13 protein-coding genes are annotated in these 16,680 nt (G+C 46.6%); 4 read left to right on the top strand and 9 right to left on the bottom strand.

What is annotated here, in order from left to right; translation table 11 throughout:
- Positions 1 to 31: 31 nt before the first annotated feature.
- Positions 32 to 760 carry a YaaW family protein gene (locus ATE40_RS21245; RefSeq protein ID WP_063918243.1) on the bottom strand — a complete coding sequence of 243 codons (729 nt, stop codon included), beginning with the start codon at positions 758 to 760 and terminating at the stop codon, positions 32 to 34.
- Between the two features lie 218 nt (positions 761 to 978).
- Positions 979 to 1,974 carry a hypothetical protein gene (locus ATE40_RS21240; protein WP_063918244.1) on the bottom strand — a complete coding sequence of 332 codons (996 nt, stop codon included), beginning with the start codon at positions 1,972 to 1,974 and terminating at the stop codon, positions 979 to 981.
- Between the two features lie 497 nt (positions 1,975 to 2,471).
- Between ATE40_RS21240 and ATE40_RS24415 the strand changes: the two genes are divergently transcribed.
- From ATE40_RS24415 to ATE40_RS24510, 4 genes are all read left to right on the top strand, one after another.
- Entirely contained in the window at positions 2,472 to 3,041 is a 570-nt protein-coding gene (locus tag ATE40_RS24415) for an inovirus Gp2 family protein (protein WP_071892042.1), read from the top strand.
- Positions 3,042 to 3,206: 165 nt separating this feature from the next.
- Positions 3,207 to 3,428: a helix-turn-helix transcriptional regulator gene (locus ATE40_RS21235; RefSeq protein ID WP_063918245.1), complete on the top strand. Its 222-nt coding sequence runs from the start codon at positions 3,207 to 3,209 to the stop codon at positions 3,426 to 3,428.
- A gap of 340 nt (positions 3,429 to 3,768) precedes the next feature.
- Positions 3,769 to 5,913, top strand: coding sequence for an AAA family ATPase (locus ATE40_RS21230; RefSeq protein WP_084799190.1), 2,145 nt, complete (start codon positions 3,769 to 3,771; stop codon positions 5,911 to 5,913).
- Positions 5,910 to 6,815, top strand: a complete 906-nt coding sequence (locus ATE40_RS24510) for an HNH endonuclease family protein (RefSeq protein ID WP_084799188.1) — start codon at positions 5,910 to 5,912, stop codon at positions 6,813 to 6,815. The genes ATE40_RS21230 and ATE40_RS24510 overlap by 4 nt, the downstream gene beginning before the upstream one ends.
- A 389-nt stretch (positions 6,816 to 7,204) precedes the next feature.
- Here ATE40_RS24510 and ATE40_RS21225 read toward each other — a convergent pair whose 3' ends face one another.
- The 7 genes from ATE40_RS21225 to ATE40_RS21195 form a co-directional block, all read right to left on the bottom strand.
- A complete protein-coding gene (locus ATE40_RS21225) occupies positions 7,205 to 8,119 on the bottom strand; it encodes a restriction endonuclease (RefSeq protein ID WP_063918247.1) in 915 nt (304 codons plus the stop codon).
- A 166-nt stretch (positions 8,120 to 8,285) separates the two neighbouring features.
- On the bottom strand, positions 8,286 to 9,008 hold the full coding sequence (locus ATE40_RS21220) for a M48 family metallopeptidase (protein ID WP_063918248.1): 723 nt from the start codon (positions 9,006 to 9,008) through the stop codon (positions 8,286 to 8,288).
- An 18-nt stretch (positions 9,009 to 9,026) separates the two neighbouring features.
- Positions 9,027 to 12,305, bottom strand: a complete 3,279-nt coding sequence (locus ATE40_RS21215) for a type I restriction endonuclease subunit R (RefSeq protein ID WP_063918249.1) — start codon at positions 12,303 to 12,305, stop codon at positions 9,027 to 9,029.
- Complete coding sequence (locus ATE40_RS21210) at positions 12,302 to 13,348, bottom strand: virulence RhuM family protein (protein ID WP_063918250.1); 1,047 nt, start codon at positions 13,346 to 13,348, stop codon at positions 12,302 to 12,304. The genes ATE40_RS21215 and ATE40_RS21210 overlap by 4 nt, the downstream gene beginning before the upstream one ends.
- Positions 13,345 to 14,574 (bottom strand): restriction endonuclease subunit S, encoded by a 1,230-nt coding sequence (locus ATE40_RS21205; protein ID WP_063918251.1) that lies wholly within the window; start codon positions 14,572 to 14,574, stop codon positions 13,345 to 13,347. Before ATE40_RS21205 ends, ATE40_RS21210 begins: the two co-directional genes overlap by 4 nt.
- A complete protein-coding gene (locus ATE40_RS21200) occupies positions 14,564 to 16,087 on the bottom strand; it encodes a type I restriction-modification system subunit M (RefSeq protein WP_063918252.1) in 1,524 nt (507 codons plus the stop codon). The genes ATE40_RS21205 and ATE40_RS21200 overlap by 11 nt, the downstream gene beginning before the upstream one ends.
- Before the next feature lie 6 nt (positions 16,088 to 16,093).
- A complete protein-coding gene (locus ATE40_RS21195) occupies positions 16,094 to 16,672 on the bottom strand; it encodes a restriction endonuclease subunit S (RefSeq protein WP_063918253.1) in 579 nt (192 codons plus the stop codon).
- Positions 16,673 to 16,680 lie beyond the last annotated feature (8 nt).

The following is a 16,680-nucleotide window of genomic DNA, read 5'->3' as shown; positions in this document are numbered from 1 at the left end:
ACCAGTCATCTGCTGGCAGTGAAAAAATGGATTAACGAGAAAGACGTTGCTGCCGGAGCCAGGCTACGATGATGCAGGCCGGTATGGTGACCCGGTAAGCCGGGCCGGCAATGTCGGAAATCATCCACGCCGAACTAAGCGCAATGGCAGCGGGGCCAGCGATAACGGACAGCGCCCGCGATGCCACCACCACCGTGCCCCAGGTGGCAATCCCCCCCAGTGAGGTAATGACGCTGGCGGACAGTACGGTGGCGAGCTCCAGTGCTGCTAGAGAGGAGGTACGTATGGCGGCCTGTACTGCCATCAAAATGAGCTGAGGAGTGGGATTGGTGAGGTCGAGTTGCATATTGCGGGAAAAGGTAGCCAGTTCTTCCGGTGTCATCTGGTCCAGGCTTTTCTCCAGCACCTTCGTCAGCAGGCACAACTCAATGGCCTCGGTGGTGCTTTTCAGGTTGTAGTTCACATCAAGTTTATCGCAAACATCACCGAGGATTTCCCGGTAGGTCACGCCCTGCCCCAGCCTCATCAGACTTACCAGCGTATTAGCCCCGTAACGCTGAAGCTCAGCCGCTATCAGTTGCCAGTAGCGCCGATGTTCCGGTGCCAGCAGACGGTATTCCGGGGTGCAGGTCAGGCTCTCTGTCCAGCGGGTGTCGCCGTCACGAGGGTCAGTGGTCAGAATAGAAACCAGTAGCTGCAGCTCTTCATTGCTGCACTGGCCCAGCAGGTTTAAATCGGGGTCATTACGGTAGACAGCCATTGTTCTTCCTCAGTCAGTGTAGTGAGAGGTCACACTGTAAGGGGGGCTGTTGCACGGATATGTCATCTGAAACGGTGAGTTTTTGTGCTAACGGGATTAAATGCGACACTGAGTGTCATGAAAAACCCGTACCGCCTGCGACTAAGACATACACAGTAGCCTGGAGCTTTCGCTATCCGTCATCCATTATGATGATATATATCTGATTCTTAGATCAATCACCGAAGTTCTTCGAACAAGGAGAGCACAGCCAGATCCATAAGTTCAGCGTGGCTCATACTATGCTTTTTAGATAAGAGCTTAAGCATTCTTATACTTTCTTTACTCAGGCTGGGAAATTCGGCGGGCTGTTTTTTATCCGCCTCTTTTCTTTTCTCACGAACTTTTTTCTGTGACCAGGCTTTAGTCAGCGAGGTGACTAATTCTTTAAATTTAGCCCCTCCACTCAGAAGATAAAGCTGTGTGATTAATGCATATTTATTATCAAGTTCAGTGAGAGATTCTAAATCAGGAAGGAATATATTCTTTTTCTTTAAGTAGCTAATTGAAAAAGAAACGGATTCTTTGTTTTTTATCAAAGAGGTGATATTTACCTTACCCTTGCATATTTCCTTGCACTTTTTGTAGTTATAAGATAAATGTGAAACCAAAATATTTATTTCAGTATTTTTAAATGGCAACAAATTTAACAACATCAAAATTGATTTATAGCGCTCCTTATGTCCTGCTATAAGCCAGGGCAGGCCAAATGTATCAGAAACGTACACCTCTCGTTGTTTGTCCTCCACACCACTATAGCAATGTATATTATCCGCCCTGAGCAAATTAAACAAACCCTTCCATTCGAGATGTATTAAACCCCACCAGAAATAATGGCATGCCTCGATATCATTTTTCAGCCATGCAATACAATCCTCAGAGAAAATGTCACCTTCTGCAGCTTTTACAAGTTTATCTATTTTATTGAAAGAAGATTTAATTTCCTCAGAAATAACTCCAGAAAAAATGAAATCTATTAATTTCGGGGCGCTATCGGCTATCTTAGGGAAGGCAGAGTTTGCTGCTGCCATGTTGATATAAATTAATACGCGCCTAAGAATGGGCAGTGGAAAGGTTGAAAGATATTCCTTTACCAGCATTGGGTTATCTCCCGCCAGTTCCAACGAAGATTTAATTTCCATCCTTTTTAAAATCATATTACGTTCATAATTCATATCACCTCTCCCTTTAGAAACCTTCCTTTCAGGATAGTGTAAAAACAAGTTTTAATGAAGTTTTTTCGTGAAAAAATGACGTAATAAAGCTGAAAAAACATGGAAAAAACGTTCCTTAAATGACACAACCACCCTCTACATTAGAGGGGTACAGGACATTTTCATGACATAAGCCAACTGTACTGACATAAAACGATAACTCCAGAGTGCCTGAGCGGTCTGCCCGAAGTGCATTGATGGTACATAGACCAGATATGCATACACAGTACGTAGCACTGACTGTCGGATTGGTAATATATGTCTGACACATCTTCCTCTCTATTACGCTTAAAGCTATAGGATCTACCTTCATAATCCTTTTGTAATCAGAAACGATTTAGTCTCGGCAGGCTGAAAAATCATCACTCAGTTTTTATTACCTGAAACCTTATTCTTTAGAGTGTTTTTTTACAGCTCCAGTCATTGATATGAACAACAAGCCACTGGAGATTTACACAATGAATTACACCTTTAATCCTTTCTGGCAACAACGTATTACCGACACTTTTCTGAATGCCCTTGAGGCTTATCCGCGAGTATTAATGCTGAGGGTTGACCTACGACTACCCGATATTCAAGCAGCTTCAGATGCTGCTGTTATCTCTCGCTTTATAGATTCCCTTAAAGTAAAGATCACAGCGTACCTGCTACGTAAACATCGCGAGGGTAACCGAAAACGCATGACCGACTTGCGTTATGTCTGGGCAAGGGAATATGGAGAGTGCAACGGTAAAAAGCACTACCACGTGGTGTTGTTACTTAATCGCGAAGTCTGGTGTTCCGCAGGTAACTATAACGATCCGGCTTCACTAGCAGGGTTAATCAAACAGGCATGGTGTAGCGCCTTACGAGTGAGTACCCAAGAGTATTCAACACTGGCACATTTTCCGGAAAGCCCTGTGTACTGGATTGACCGAGGGAATAATGAGCAACTACAGGAGGCATTGGTACGGGCTTCATATCTTGCAAAAGACCATACCAAAGTCACTGGTGATGGAGAACGTAACTTTGGATGCAGCCAACGCTGATATCTCCCCATTTCACGATTCACCTCAGCCTATCTGATTCCTCTCTGTAAGGCACTCAGGTATTTTTTTACTGGCAATCCCAATCCTCTGAAGGAGTTCCGGCGTGCAGTGTCATTTAGCCATGCCGGAGTCCTCCCGTTATTTATTTTCAGAGGGAGAGATTTCATGATTACTACTAATAAATCCGTCCTTTGCGCAGAAGACCCGCTTATCGACATGACTTTCATCACTACCTATACTGGCATGAGCGACAAGTGGTTCTACAAATTAATTAAAGACGGCAAATTCCCGAAGCCAATTAAGCTAGGACGTAGCTCTCGCTGGCTGAAAAGTGAGGTGGAGAGTTGGATGTATGAGCGTATCGCGGATTCACGTGGAACTAACTGATATGAAAATACAATACACGGCGGAATATTTACCACTGATAATCTTAGCAAGTCGCATGTTCAGTCTTTTACCTCTGCGCAGTGGGTATCAACAGCATCAGATGTCGCAGTTCATCTGTAGATCTTTTATTTATCTCAGAGCTCACCGTAGGTTACCGTTACAGACACTACCTTTCTCAGATCAGTAACATTTCAGTTTTCTCATTGTTTTCTGAATTCCGCATGTGATCTGGATCTGCTTTTGAGGAAGCTCATCTATCAGAACCCGGGGTAATGTACAAGCTCTGATTTACACCTCTCACGCGGTGTATTACCCTGTCATTTTTAATGATAATTACCTCATGAGAAAAATCGTCAGATCCAGAGTGCCACCTGAAGCATTAAGAGCGTCCAGAATCCGGGAACAGCGACGCAAGCTGGCAGATTACTACAAACAACTGCCCGCAGAACGAATGCTTTCCCGCCCACCGTTTGATCCTGAACTATTATATAACAGCGAGGTGCACCTGAGGTTGACGCGTGAATTTCAGGGACGTTGTGCCTGGTGTGAACAACTTATTGACACTCATGAAATTGGACATTACCGACCCCGCGGAGGGGCACAGTTTGGTATTGACCGTCAAGTAGCCCCAGATTATTACGGATGGTTCGCCTATCAATGGCAAAATCTGTTGTTGGTCTGTAAGGAATGTAATCGGGCAAAATCAAACTGGTTTCCCCTGCATGGACATCCGGCTCAGATCCAGTGTACCTGGTCAGAGGCGCAAAGAACTGAAAAAACGTTACTCCTGAACCCCTCAGCCGATAACCCCTGTGAGCATCTAAGCATCCGCCATGATGGTTTATTGTTACCTCTCACGGAGAAAGGTCATACCACCATTGAAATTTTACAGCTTAACCGGGCACCACTGCGGTATGAGCGTGAAAATGAAATGATAGATATAATCGCTGAACTTGATCAGTGCATAAAGGCTCGTTCGTCAGAATATTATTTCATACAAACGAAACGCCCCGGTGTAACAATGATCTTTCTCAATACACTGTTGCGGATCGTTGCTGGTGAGTACACAAATCTACGCTTTAAACCACTTCCGACGTTTGCCCGAGCCTTTGATGCTGTTCTGGACTCTTCATTGTCGGCCGACGAACTTATGCGCCTCTGGTCTGACTTTTCCTTCCCCCTTCCTGAGACAAAGCAAAAAATAGACTGGGCAAACGTGGCGAATAAGGAGAAGCGTCGTAGTCTGGCCTCACAATTCGTAACTGGTATCAGACTACAAAATTTCAAGAGTTTTGAAGATTTTACTCTTGATTTTACCAATATTAGCCCCCCAAAAGACTTAGCCCCCTGTGTAGCATTAGTGGGAGAAAACTCCACTGGGAAAAGCAGTATTTTACAGGGAATTTGCCTGACGCTGATGAGTCGACAGCAACGGACTCGATTGCGCCTGGATTACGAAAATTACCTGCAACGCGATCGTGAAGGCTGGCAACGTAGCCACATGAAATCTGCCAGCATTACTCTCAACCTGGAGGGAGGCGATACGCGCATGTTGACGATTTCAGATGAAGGGCTCGTGTCTGCTGACAATGACTGGCCTGACTTTATGGTTCTCGCTTACGGTGCACGCCGGTATTTCTGTGAACGAACCCGGGGTACTGCCGTAGGGAAGTCACTGTTTTATCCCACAGCTCTGCTACGGGATGTGACGAGCGAATTAGCGGACAAAGATGATGAATTCTTTGCCTCTATTGCCCGTGCAATGAAAGAAATCCTGTCACTAGAACAGGGGGAGTTTCTCCTACGGGACATTCATCGCAATATTCTGGTTCGCGCTCATGGCCGTGATACGCCGCTCAGCAAGATGAGCGACGGGTACCAGTCCTTGTTTGCCATGAGCCTCGATATAATGTTCAGAATGACCCATTACTGGGGAAGCCTTGAGGCTGCGCATGGGGTCGTACTGATTGATGAAATTGAAACGCATCTTCATCCCCGGTGGAAGATTCAGGTCGTGTCGGCATTACGCCGGGCGATGCCAGGTGTCCAATTCATTTTTTCCACACATGATCCTCTGTGCCTTCGAGGTCTGACCCAGCATGAAGTACGCGTGCTTTTCCGGGATCCTAGTCAGCAGGTCGTCGAATTGAGTGAATTGCCTCTTGTGCAGGGTATGGACATTGAACAATTGTTAACCTCTGACTATTTCGGACTATTGAGCACTCTGGACGGTACGCTTGAAAATCTGCTCAATCGTTACGAGCGCACAATACAACAAACGTCCCGACAGCAGGAATTAATCCATGATATTGAGCGAGAACTGAGCCAATACAGGGCATTGTCAGGAAATCCGGCGCAACGCGCTATTGCAGAAGGTATTGCTCGCTATGTTGAACAGGCACGCCAGACTCCTCTGGAACGCGAGAAACTTCATGAAGATGCGGTAAGAATGATTGTCAAAAGGTTGCAGGAGGCGCAGCGATGATTTTTGTTGAAAAGCATCTTGTTAGAAAGCCGGCATCGTTGAGAGGAAGCCAGTCGGCTGCTGCGACAGAGTTAAAAAAAGCAAAAGCCTATTATCGCCAGAAGACGTCTGATACACCGGTCTACCCTTTTGCTGTCTATAAAGCGCCTGATGTTGTTGAAGCATTAGATACCCTCTTTCACAACAAATGTGCCTACTGTGAAACCGATTACTCGGCCTCTCAGCCGATGGCCGTTGAACACTATCGTCCTAAAGGCGGTGTTACCGACTCTTCGAAACACCCTGGATATTGGTGGCTTGCGGCTGACTGGGATAATTTATTACCCAGCTGCAGCGACTGTAACAGTCATCGTAAAAAGCAACATTACGCCATTACGTCAGATGGTCAGGTTTATCTGGAAAAAGAAAAACAATTAAGCGGGAAGCAGAATCATTTTCCGTTAGTGCAAGGCTCTGTGCGGTGTACCAGACCCAGCCATAAATTAAAGCTTGAACACCCCTTACTTCTGAACCCGTGCAAAGATAATCCTGTCAGGCATTTAAAATGGATTTTTACACAACTGGGTTATCCTTTTCTTATACCGTTGGATGAGAGGGCAAAAACGACCATCAGTCTGTGTGGGCTGAATCGCAAGCGGCTGCTGGAAAAACGAAAAAAGAAACTGGTCGATATTAATTTAAAAGTAACAAGTATTCGTCGGCTCGCCTCCAGCCTTGCGCAAGTCAAACCGACAGAACGACATGCCCTTGAAGCCCATTTTGTTGCTGAAATCGCGTCATTAACAGCTTATGAGGACAGCCAGGGAGAATGGTCAGCCATGTCACGAGCGTATATCAATCTGCACCTGGCCATCCTGGAAACAGAATTCAAGGCGCTGTTTCCGATGGAACTGGCTCTGTAAAGGCATTGATGACGTCATTAAGGTACTGGAAGTACATCGGCTCTGGAGTCTCAGCGGCGATAACGCACCAGAGGCTTCCGCACATTTTGATATTGAATATGGTGCAGACGCACCATAATCCGTTTCCGTCATTCCGCTACCTAAGTCATTCGTTTGCGCATGAGGTCTCTTGCTGAAGCGGATAAGAAGATGCAGAAGCAGAATGTCGTTGAGGCTAACGATTAACAAACTGAGTTCACCTTGCACATACGAAATAACCAACTACAGCGGCTGGTAGACACATGGCAGTATACAAAGGATAAAAAACTCAGAAGCACGAAGACCAACCCTCAGAAAGAAAGCACTTCGAACAAATCACCGGAGCTGTCGCTCCGGCTCGGATTAACCCGTTACTCAAAGTAATCCATGTCCAGCCTAGGAACTTTAACCAAACGGGAGGAAACGCCGACTTCGTTTTCAATCATCAAATGAACCAAACGCTCACCATCAACCAGTACCATACCCTCGACGGAATGGGAAAAATCTCTTGCCTGCGAAGTAAAACCGGAGGTTGTGATAAACACTCCACGCTTGGCTTTTTGACCGGCTAGCGCGCCATAAAACGCCTGAAGTTCCGGGCGGCCAACCGTGTTCTGCCAACGTTTGGCCTGCACATAAACCTTTTCCAAGCCGAGTTTATCAAGCGAAATAATACCATCTATACCGCCATCTCCAGTGCCCCCCACGCGTTGTAGGTCATCCCGGTGCCCGCCATAACCCAGACGATGCAAAACATCCAGAACGATAACCTCAAAACGTGCCGGGGAAACTTGCAACAGATTTTCTAACAGTTCGTCAGCAACAGAGTCACGTAGCTCTTTTAGCGCCTGATCAAGACGATCGTCCGGGCTGCTCTTTGCTAACTCTTCCTGATTCGGTAATGATGGTTTTGGATCAAGGTCAACAGCATCTGGTTGCTGCTTTAACTTAACATTCATGAAATCAAACGCCAGATGGTTTACTTCATTTTCAGTCAGTGGCTGGGAATGGGCTTGTACCCAGTTGATTCCTTCTGGCGTCAAGCACCACTTTCCTCTGGATAAGCTTTGCGATAACCCTGCACGCTTCAGACGATCATGTGCCCAGCCAGCCCGATTTTTATAAACTAACTGACCGCTGGCAATCACTTCAGCTCTCTGATTATCATCAAGATTAAGTGCGTCAGCGGCCGCTTCGTGCGCATCGCGAGCCGGAACGCCATCAGGTTTACCAGCCAGGAAGCGGAGTACAGGTTCAATAAATTTATCGTAAGTCGGAACGGCCATAGAAACATCCCTGATAAAGTTTTTGGTGAATCGATTGTTAAACCAACCATCTATAAATTAGTTGGTTGCTAAGCAACTCTGGCGTACTTCCATCTCGCGATGGGAAGTGAGTATGTACACCATTGTCATCAATTTTACTGACTATGGGAAAATATCACTCCCCACATCATAAATCAGAAAATATCATCCCCGCCATTTCATCCAGACGCGTTTTTACAATTTCCCACTCCGGCATCACCTGCCCCATTAGCCGGTAGAACCGTTCACTATGGTTATGCTCGGCTAGATGGCAGAGCTCGTGCAAAATCACATAGTCGATGCATTCCCGGGGAGCTTTAACCAGGTTTGGGTTAAGGGTGAGCCGACCGTTAGGAGAGCAACTCCCCCACTGAGTTTGCATGGTGAGGATGCGCAATGGAGGTGAGTCACTGACCCATAGCGCTTGCTCCAGCATAGCGGTCAGCCTTCTGGCGAATACTTCCCGTGCACGGGCCTTATACCAGTCAGTCAGCAGCTGCAGGACCTTTTCAGCACTCTTATGGCGTAAAGTGACTTCCAGCTTACCGCGCAACATTTTTACGCCCTGAACTTCATAGGGAGCCACTATCACCTTAAGCATGTACTGTTTGCCCAGGTAATAGTGGCTCTCGCCACTGATATACTGTCGTGGCGTGATATATTCCAGCTGCTTACGGAAATCCCTCAGCTGCTGATAGATCCAGCGCCCACGCTTTTCAACAGCATTCAGAATCTGTTGGTCATCGGTATCCTGCGGCGCGGATACCACAACCCGGCAGTCGGGGTGAACTTTTATCAGAATGCGCCCATTCACCAACGATCGGGGTTTACACTCGAAGGTAATGCGTTCATCACCGTAAATGAAGCTCATTACTCTTTCATCCACGATTTACACTCCGCTCAGCCCTACACGGGTAATCTGGACAATCATTTCCACGATCTTTTTCGCCTGATCCATTCCGCCACCGATTGCCTTACACTCTTTAAACATCATCGGTAGAAGCTTCTTGCGGATATCAGCCTCAATATTTTGCGGATTGATCGAGTTCTCAGCCACTGAGATATCAACAGCCTGGTCTACTTCAAAAGCAAGCTTCACCCATTTATCGATAACCTGAGAATCGGTAACGGCAAAAACCTCCGGTAACACTTTTTTGTACACGCCGAAGTAAGCTTGCGCATGATGATTACCGGCAAACACATCAGGTATTTCGTTCAGCCGCCGATCTTGTACTTGCTCCTCAAACTCACGAAATAGCATGTACTGCTTGAGAGGGTGATCAAACAGTTTTTCCGCCTCTTCAATAGCCAGACGTAGTAACTTCGAGAAGGCTTCCTGGGCATAAGGATCATCACGTAAATCCTGCTCAATCATGCGGGTTACGCGGGTTTTGATAATATCCGTTTCGTTGCGGGTTTTATCCTCGCTCCACTCTTCGGGCCGCTGTCCCATTTTGCTGACTTCATACACCCCATCTGGCTCGCGGACTTCTACGCCAACAACATGTTTATCCAGCAGCTTTTTAACCTGTTCGGTGTACTGATCATAATCTACCGTTTCTCCGGCATCCTGCTTTACAAGCTGGCGCAAGCTGGTAAATTGCCTCAGCGTCTCTTTATAATGCTGGCGGTCTTCTTCACTGAAACTCTTATCCTCAAAGAAGGTAGCCGATTGCAACGCCACTTTTAGGCAGCTGGCAAATTGTGTGAGAGCCTCATAAAAGTCTTCACGGACTTTAAGATGAACATCAACCATTTCGCCGTACTTTTCTTCCGTTCGTGGCACCAGCACCTGACGAAGCTGCTCAATATCGTTTTTATTTTTTACACTGACGAAAATCGCCCACAAATTTTTATACAACTGTGGAAGGCGCTTATACTCCGTACTCATCTGGCCGTACAGCCCCACCAGATCGTCAATATCAAAACCGCCCTGCGTGCGGGATGCCAGTTTCTGATAATCCTCAATGGTGGTATCCAGCTCTTTGAGGATGCCCCGATAATCGATTAACAGACCAAATTTTTTCTTAGGGTGGAGGCGGTTAACACGGGCTATTGCCTGAATCAGGTTATGCCCTTTTAGAGGCTTATCGATGTAAAGCACGGCATTTTTGGGTTCATCAAATCCGGTAAGTAACTTATCAACCACAATAAGTAGCTTCAGCGAATCATCTTTATCAAAACGATCGATGACATTACGTGTGTAAGCCTGTTCATCCTGAGAGCCTACGTTATCTTGCCACCATTTGGTCACATCAGGGATACCAGATTCATCCACCTCGGTATTCCCTTCACGCGTGTCAGGCGAACTAATCACCACTGCAGACTCAAACAACCCGGCTTCATCAAGATACTTTTTGTATTTTATCGCTGCTGCTTTACTGTCACAGGCGAGTTGCCCTTTCAGGCCATCGTCGATGTTTTTGACAAAATGGTTGGCGATATCCAGCGCAATAAGGTGGATGCGATCGTCAGCGTTATAAACCTGCCCTTTATTAGCAAACTTACGCTTCAAATCGGCTTTTTGTTTATCCGTTAACCCCTCGGTGATACGGTCAAACCAGCTATCTATCGCTCGTTCATTCACGTTCAGCTCGGGCGGGCGCTCCTCGTAGAGAAGTGGAGTGACGGTCTTGTCCTCCACCGCACGCTGCATGGTGTAAGCATGAACGATGGGACCAAATTTATTCGTGGTCTTATCATCTTTCAGCAATGGGGTACCGGTGAAAGCAACAAATGCCGCATTAGGTAGAGCTAGCTTCATGCGTTGGTGACTCTCGCCGCCGTGACTGCGGTGGCCTTCATCAATCAGCACAATGATATCGGGGCTGGTATTCACGCACTCGGGCAGGCGGGTGGCCGTGTTAAATTTCTGAATCAACGAGAAGAGAATGCGCTCAGCCCCCTTGCCTATTTGTTCGGCCAGACGTTTGCCAGAGGTGGCGATGGCATCGGTTTTATCCCTTTTACCGGTCAGTTCCCCCGTTGAGATAAAGGTGCGACTGAGCTGGTTTTCCAAATCGATGCGATCGGTCACCACTACGATGCGACACTGCTTGAGATTTTCACTCAGAATCAGCGCTTTGCTCAGGAAAACCATCGTCAGTGACTTACCTGAACCTGTGGTATGCCAGATAACCCCACCGTTGCGACTACCATCAGGATTCTTCGTTTCGATACGCTGTAGCAGCCGTTTGATACTAAATACCTGCTGATATCGGGCAATGACCTTACCGGCTTTCTTATCAAACAGAGTGAAGAAACGAGCCATATCCAATAGACGTTCGGGTAACAACAGGCTGATAAGCAGCTGGTCCTGGCCCGTTAAAGCCAGCTCACCCGCTGCAATCAGTTTCTTATACCATTCCAGGCATGCACCCGGACGATGGCTAAAGATTGAATCAATCTGCTGCGCAGTAAGCTTGCGGTTTTTTAAGGCTAGCATCTCAAGATCGGTGATATCTTCTTCCCGCCATGTAGCCCAAAATTTGGTCGGTGTTCCGCAAGTCCCGTAACGTCCATCATGGCCGTTTATCGACAATAAAATCTGGCTGTAGGCAAACAGTCGTGGAATTTCATCATGGCGCTGGTTTCGCAGACTTTGAGATATCCCTTCGTCAATAGTCGGCCCTTTTTTAGCATTGCCGTCCGGGCGCTTAGCCTCGATAACGACCAACGGAATACCATTCACAAAGCAGACAATATCGGGCCTGCGTGCCTCAATGCCGTTAGCACGTGTCACGCTGAACTCTTCGGTGAAAACAAAGCTGTTGTTTTGCGGATTGTTCCAGTCGATCAGCGATATAGTCGGGTTAGCCCGTTTGCCATCGATAAATTCCGTCACGGAAATGCCGTACAACAGGTGGTTGTACAAGTGCTCATTGGCAGTAATCAATCCCTGGTTTAATGCAGGACTGTTAACTTCGGCAATCAGGCTATCAATCGCTTTGTCAGAAATGGCATGCTCTTTACCGGCAAAGATAAATGTCCTCTTGGCTAACTGTTCACGCAAAATCTGGTTTAGGACCACCTGATCTACCTTGCCTGCTCGCGCAGACAAGGCTTGCAGAGGTGAAATATAGGTCCAGCCTAAATTACTCAGGAGGGCCAGCGCCGGAAGCTTGGCGCTGTACTCTTCCTGGAATTTTGGCGCGATCTGCATGCTCATGATGTTCCCTTATCTTTGTCGGCTTTCCAGTGCAGTAGCTCGGTAATATCCTTCTCACCCTCGGCCTCTTTTAACAAACGCCGCTGCTCTGCAAATCGTGCATATTCACCCTGAGCTTTTTCATCCGCTATTTTCTTACTGACAGTGCCCGCGCCCTGGAGCACATTACGGTCGTTGAACCGCAAGAACTGATCCAACTTCTCCTGCCAGTCCTGCAAAAAGACCTGCTGGCGACGCAATGCCTGATCTTCGGCATAGTCCAGCCACATATTCACCACACGGTTCAGCTCACTGACCTCTTTTTGGATCAGGTAATTCTTAGCAACCGTGACATCGCCTTTTCGCACGTCATTGCCTTTATAGCTGGTGAGCCCCATATAAGGCTGGCTGGCATCTGCCCGCTGGTGGATCAGCTCAGCAGCTGTATGCCCGGTGCAGGCAAAGTGCAACTTGTTCTGGATGGTCTGAAAGAAAAGGGTAGTCTCTTTCAGAGATGGTTGGTAGTCAGCAGCCAGCGCGAAAATCTCCCGCACACGCAGATAGACGCGCCGCTCGCTGGCTCGAATATCGCGGATACGTTCCAGCATCTCGTCAAAGTAGTCGGGCACCACAGAAGAGCCAACGGGCGGATTCTTCAGCCGCTCGTCATCCATCACAAACCCTTTAATCAGATATTCCTGTAGGGTTTGCGTGGCCCACTGGCGGAACTGAGTCCCCCGAACTGAGCGAACACGATAGCCTACGGCCAATATGGCTTCGAGGCTGTAGTGCTCTATCTCTCTGGAAACCTGACGTTTTCCTTCCTGGCGAACTATCCGGAATTTCCGGATAGTTGAATTTTGACCAAGTTCACCTTCGGAAAAAATGTTGATCAGATGCTCGTTGATGGTACGAACATCCTTATCGTATAGCTCAGCCATGGATGCCTGGGTGAGCCAAAGAGTGTCTGACTGAAAGCGACACTCAACGCGTGCGCGACCATCCTCGCTTTGGAACAGCAGGAATTCACCTGCTGGTGGTTGAGGTAAGAGTTTATCCGTCATGCGGCCTCCGTTTTCACTCGGAGTTTACCGGTAAGCAGTTGCTGCATCAGGGCTTTTTTTTCTTGTTTTAAGTAGCTGAGTTTTTGTTGCAGGGTTGTAATTTCACAATCTGCTATGGTTAAAGCTCTAGCTATTTTTTTTTGCTCATCAATTGGAGGCAAAAAAACACTCAAAGAAAAGAAATCAGACGGTTTAACATTTAATAACCCATGTGCCCTACCTCCTTCGTGGGCAATTTTTGTTAACCCTCTATTCAGCATCCCTGATTCAAAATAATGTTCAAAATAGTCACTATCTGCATTATCAAGATCACTTAGTTCAAAGCAGATATATAATGTCGTAACAACACCGTGCTCGTAACGATTAAGCCTCTTGATAGCCCCCATGGGATAGCCGATTGAGTAGCTCTTGTTATATGCAAATTGACCTTTCTTTATCAAGAAGTAATCATCCAATATATCTGAGGCTATAGTTTTTTTAAAAAATTCATCCTGCCGTATCAAACCTTGTTGTCCAGATATTGTGACGACATTGGTACTGCATCCAGAATTCTTTTTCATCACACGACAAAAAAGCTTTCCTAAAGGGACTTCTTTCCACTCTCTGCTAAAATTCAAAAAACGTTTCTTACCAGTAAGCAATTGTTGCAAAATTGCTTTTTTCTGCTGTTGGCTATTGGTAAGCAGTTGCTCAGTTGTTGTGATCGCCTTATCCCAGGTAGAAAGGATCTGGGCGATTTTCTTTTGCTCCGGAAGTGGTGGAATAAGTACGGGGAATTCTTTTAGTTGCGAAGAATTAATACTTGCTAAATTAGTACTCCGCTTTGCACAGCTAAGAAAATATTTTTTTCCATAGCTACTTGCAGCTAAAGCAGCGAGGAAAAATGAGTCTACTTTCTCCGGCATTGGCCTTACTGCGAAAACATGATTCTGATGTAAGCAAGGTGTAATTTGTGCTAACCAAACATCGCCCCTGCCTAACTTGTCAAAGTCTCCACCTTCATTCATAAGAACATCACCAAACTTGAGTGCGTAACGCTCAAGCTGATGACTCTCGATTTCAATCTCCTTCACCTCATCGAGGTTGATATGCCCATCTTGAACATTAGCAACTCTTAGATATGGCACTGCAATTGGATCTCTCAGCCCTGATTTACCTTTTGCTACACCAGACCTTACTTCCGCAACTGTTTTAAGTGGCGCTCTCTTCCATCCATCAGGCACCATAACCTAGTTCCTCCAGATATTTAGCCATTTCAACTTCCAGCTCAACCAACTGTGTTTTAAGCTGATCACGTTCAGCACGCACCATTACCAGATCGATCTCTTTTTCTTCTTCGAAAGTATCGACATAGCGGGGAATGTTCAGGTTGTAGTCGTTTTCGCGAATCTCTTGCAGGCTAGCGAGATAAGAATATTTGTCAACATTATCGCCAGTGCGGTAGGTTTTTACTATTTTGGCAATATTACCTGCGCTCAGCTGGTTCTGATTTTTACCCGGTTTAAACTCACTGCTGGCATCGATAAACAGCACGTTATCGTCAACCTTGTGCTTTTTGAAGATCAGAATCGCTGCGGGAATACCTGTGCCAAAAAAAAGCTTTTCCGGTAACCCAATCACAGCATCCAATAGATTCTCCTCTATCAGCTTCTGACGGATTCTACCTTCGCTAGAACCACGGAATAGTACACCGTGGGGAACCACAACGCCCATGCGTCCAGTTTTCGGCTTCATAGTTTCGATCATATGCAGGATAAACGCATAGTCGCCCTTAGCCTTAGGCGGCAGACCGCGGCGGAACCGACCAAAGTGATCATCAGATACATCATCAATTCCCCACTTCTCCAGTGAGAAAGGTGGGTTAGCGGTAACCACATCAAACAGCATCAGATTGGCATTTTTATCGAGCAATTTGGGGTTGCGGATCGTGTCACCCCACTCGATTTTATGGTTATCCTCGCCGTGCAGGAACATGTTCATTTTAGCCAGCGACCAGGTTGAACCAATCGCTTCCTGCCCGTAAAGCTCATAGTTCTTGCTATGGTGCTGTTGAGCCACCCACTTACCACACTTCATCAGTAGTGAAGCAGAACCACAGGTTGGATCGCAGATAGATTCCCCTGGCTGTGGGTCAAGCAATGCAGCGAGCAGATCTGACACTTCTGGTGGTGTGTAGTACTCGCCCGCTTTTTGGCCGCTGTTAGCAGCGAATCTACCGATTAAGTATTCGTAAGCATTACCAATTACATCCAGACCGCCAACGCGGCTTGGTTTTAAATTCAACTCAGGGTCAGTAAAGTCTTCAAGCAACTGCTTAAGAATAGAGTTCTTTTGTTTTTCTTCGCCCAACTTGTCAGTGTTAAAAGAAATGTCCTGGAACACGCTTTTCCCGCCATCTTTCAGCTTAGTTCCATTGGCTTCTTCGATTGCGTGCAATGCCTGGTCGATGCGCTCCCCGTTACCTGGCTCATTGCGACGAGCATAAAGTGCATAAAAGCTGGCATTGCGCGGAAGCACAAAGCGTTCATTCTTCATCATCTCTTCAATCAGTTCTGGTTCATCGCCATACTGGGCTTTGTAGCCATCATAGTGATCCTGCCAGACATCCGAGATGTACTTCAGAAACAGCATAGTAAGAATAAAATCTTTGTAAGTATCAGGACTGATGGTGCCACGGAAAGTGTCACATACGCCCCATAGCACGCGGTTGATGCGGTCTTGATCGATCATATTGCTCATAACAAGTTAATCCTTAAGTAGTTTTTGCAAAATACCAAGCTCAAGCTGATGGCGATTTTTCTGTAACTTATTGATAAGTTGATCTTCTGTCTGCCATACACGTTGGAGCTCGATAAGCTGTAATTGAGTTTCAAGAGGTGGAACCGGGATAGCGACATCCAGCAGCGCTGATTTAGTTATTAACTGAATATTGGTACCACTCCGATGAAACTCTTGCTGAATCATCGGATGGTTTAACAGCCAGCACAGGTATTCGGGGACAATCTCACGCTCTTGTCTTCTGAGGCTAACAATCAGGAACTGGCTGGTAGCAACCACAGGAACCTCGCCACGATAGACAACTGCCAGATTACGATTCCCTCTGGCCGCAACGACAATCTCCCCCAGTTCAAGAAATGGGGGAGCGATTCGTTGTTCCCATACAACAGTAGATAGTACTTTGTGATCGAACTGCCAGTCCTGATCGAGGTCTTTAATCTGTAACAGACGTACATCTCCTTCAGGATCAGGCGTGATTGCTCCCCTCAGAGTGTGGCCTGAACGGATGCCTGCAATTTGGCCTAACTGTTTTAAAGATGTTGGCATACGGGCCC

Origin of the sequence: Serratia surfactantfaciens, assembly GCF_001642805.2 — a bacterium.
In the GTDB taxonomy this organism is placed as follows: Bacteria; Pseudomonadota; Gammaproteobacteria; order Enterobacterales; family Enterobacteriaceae; genus Serratia; species Serratia surfactantfaciens.
This window is presented reverse-complemented; position numbering and strand designations above follow the sequence as displayed.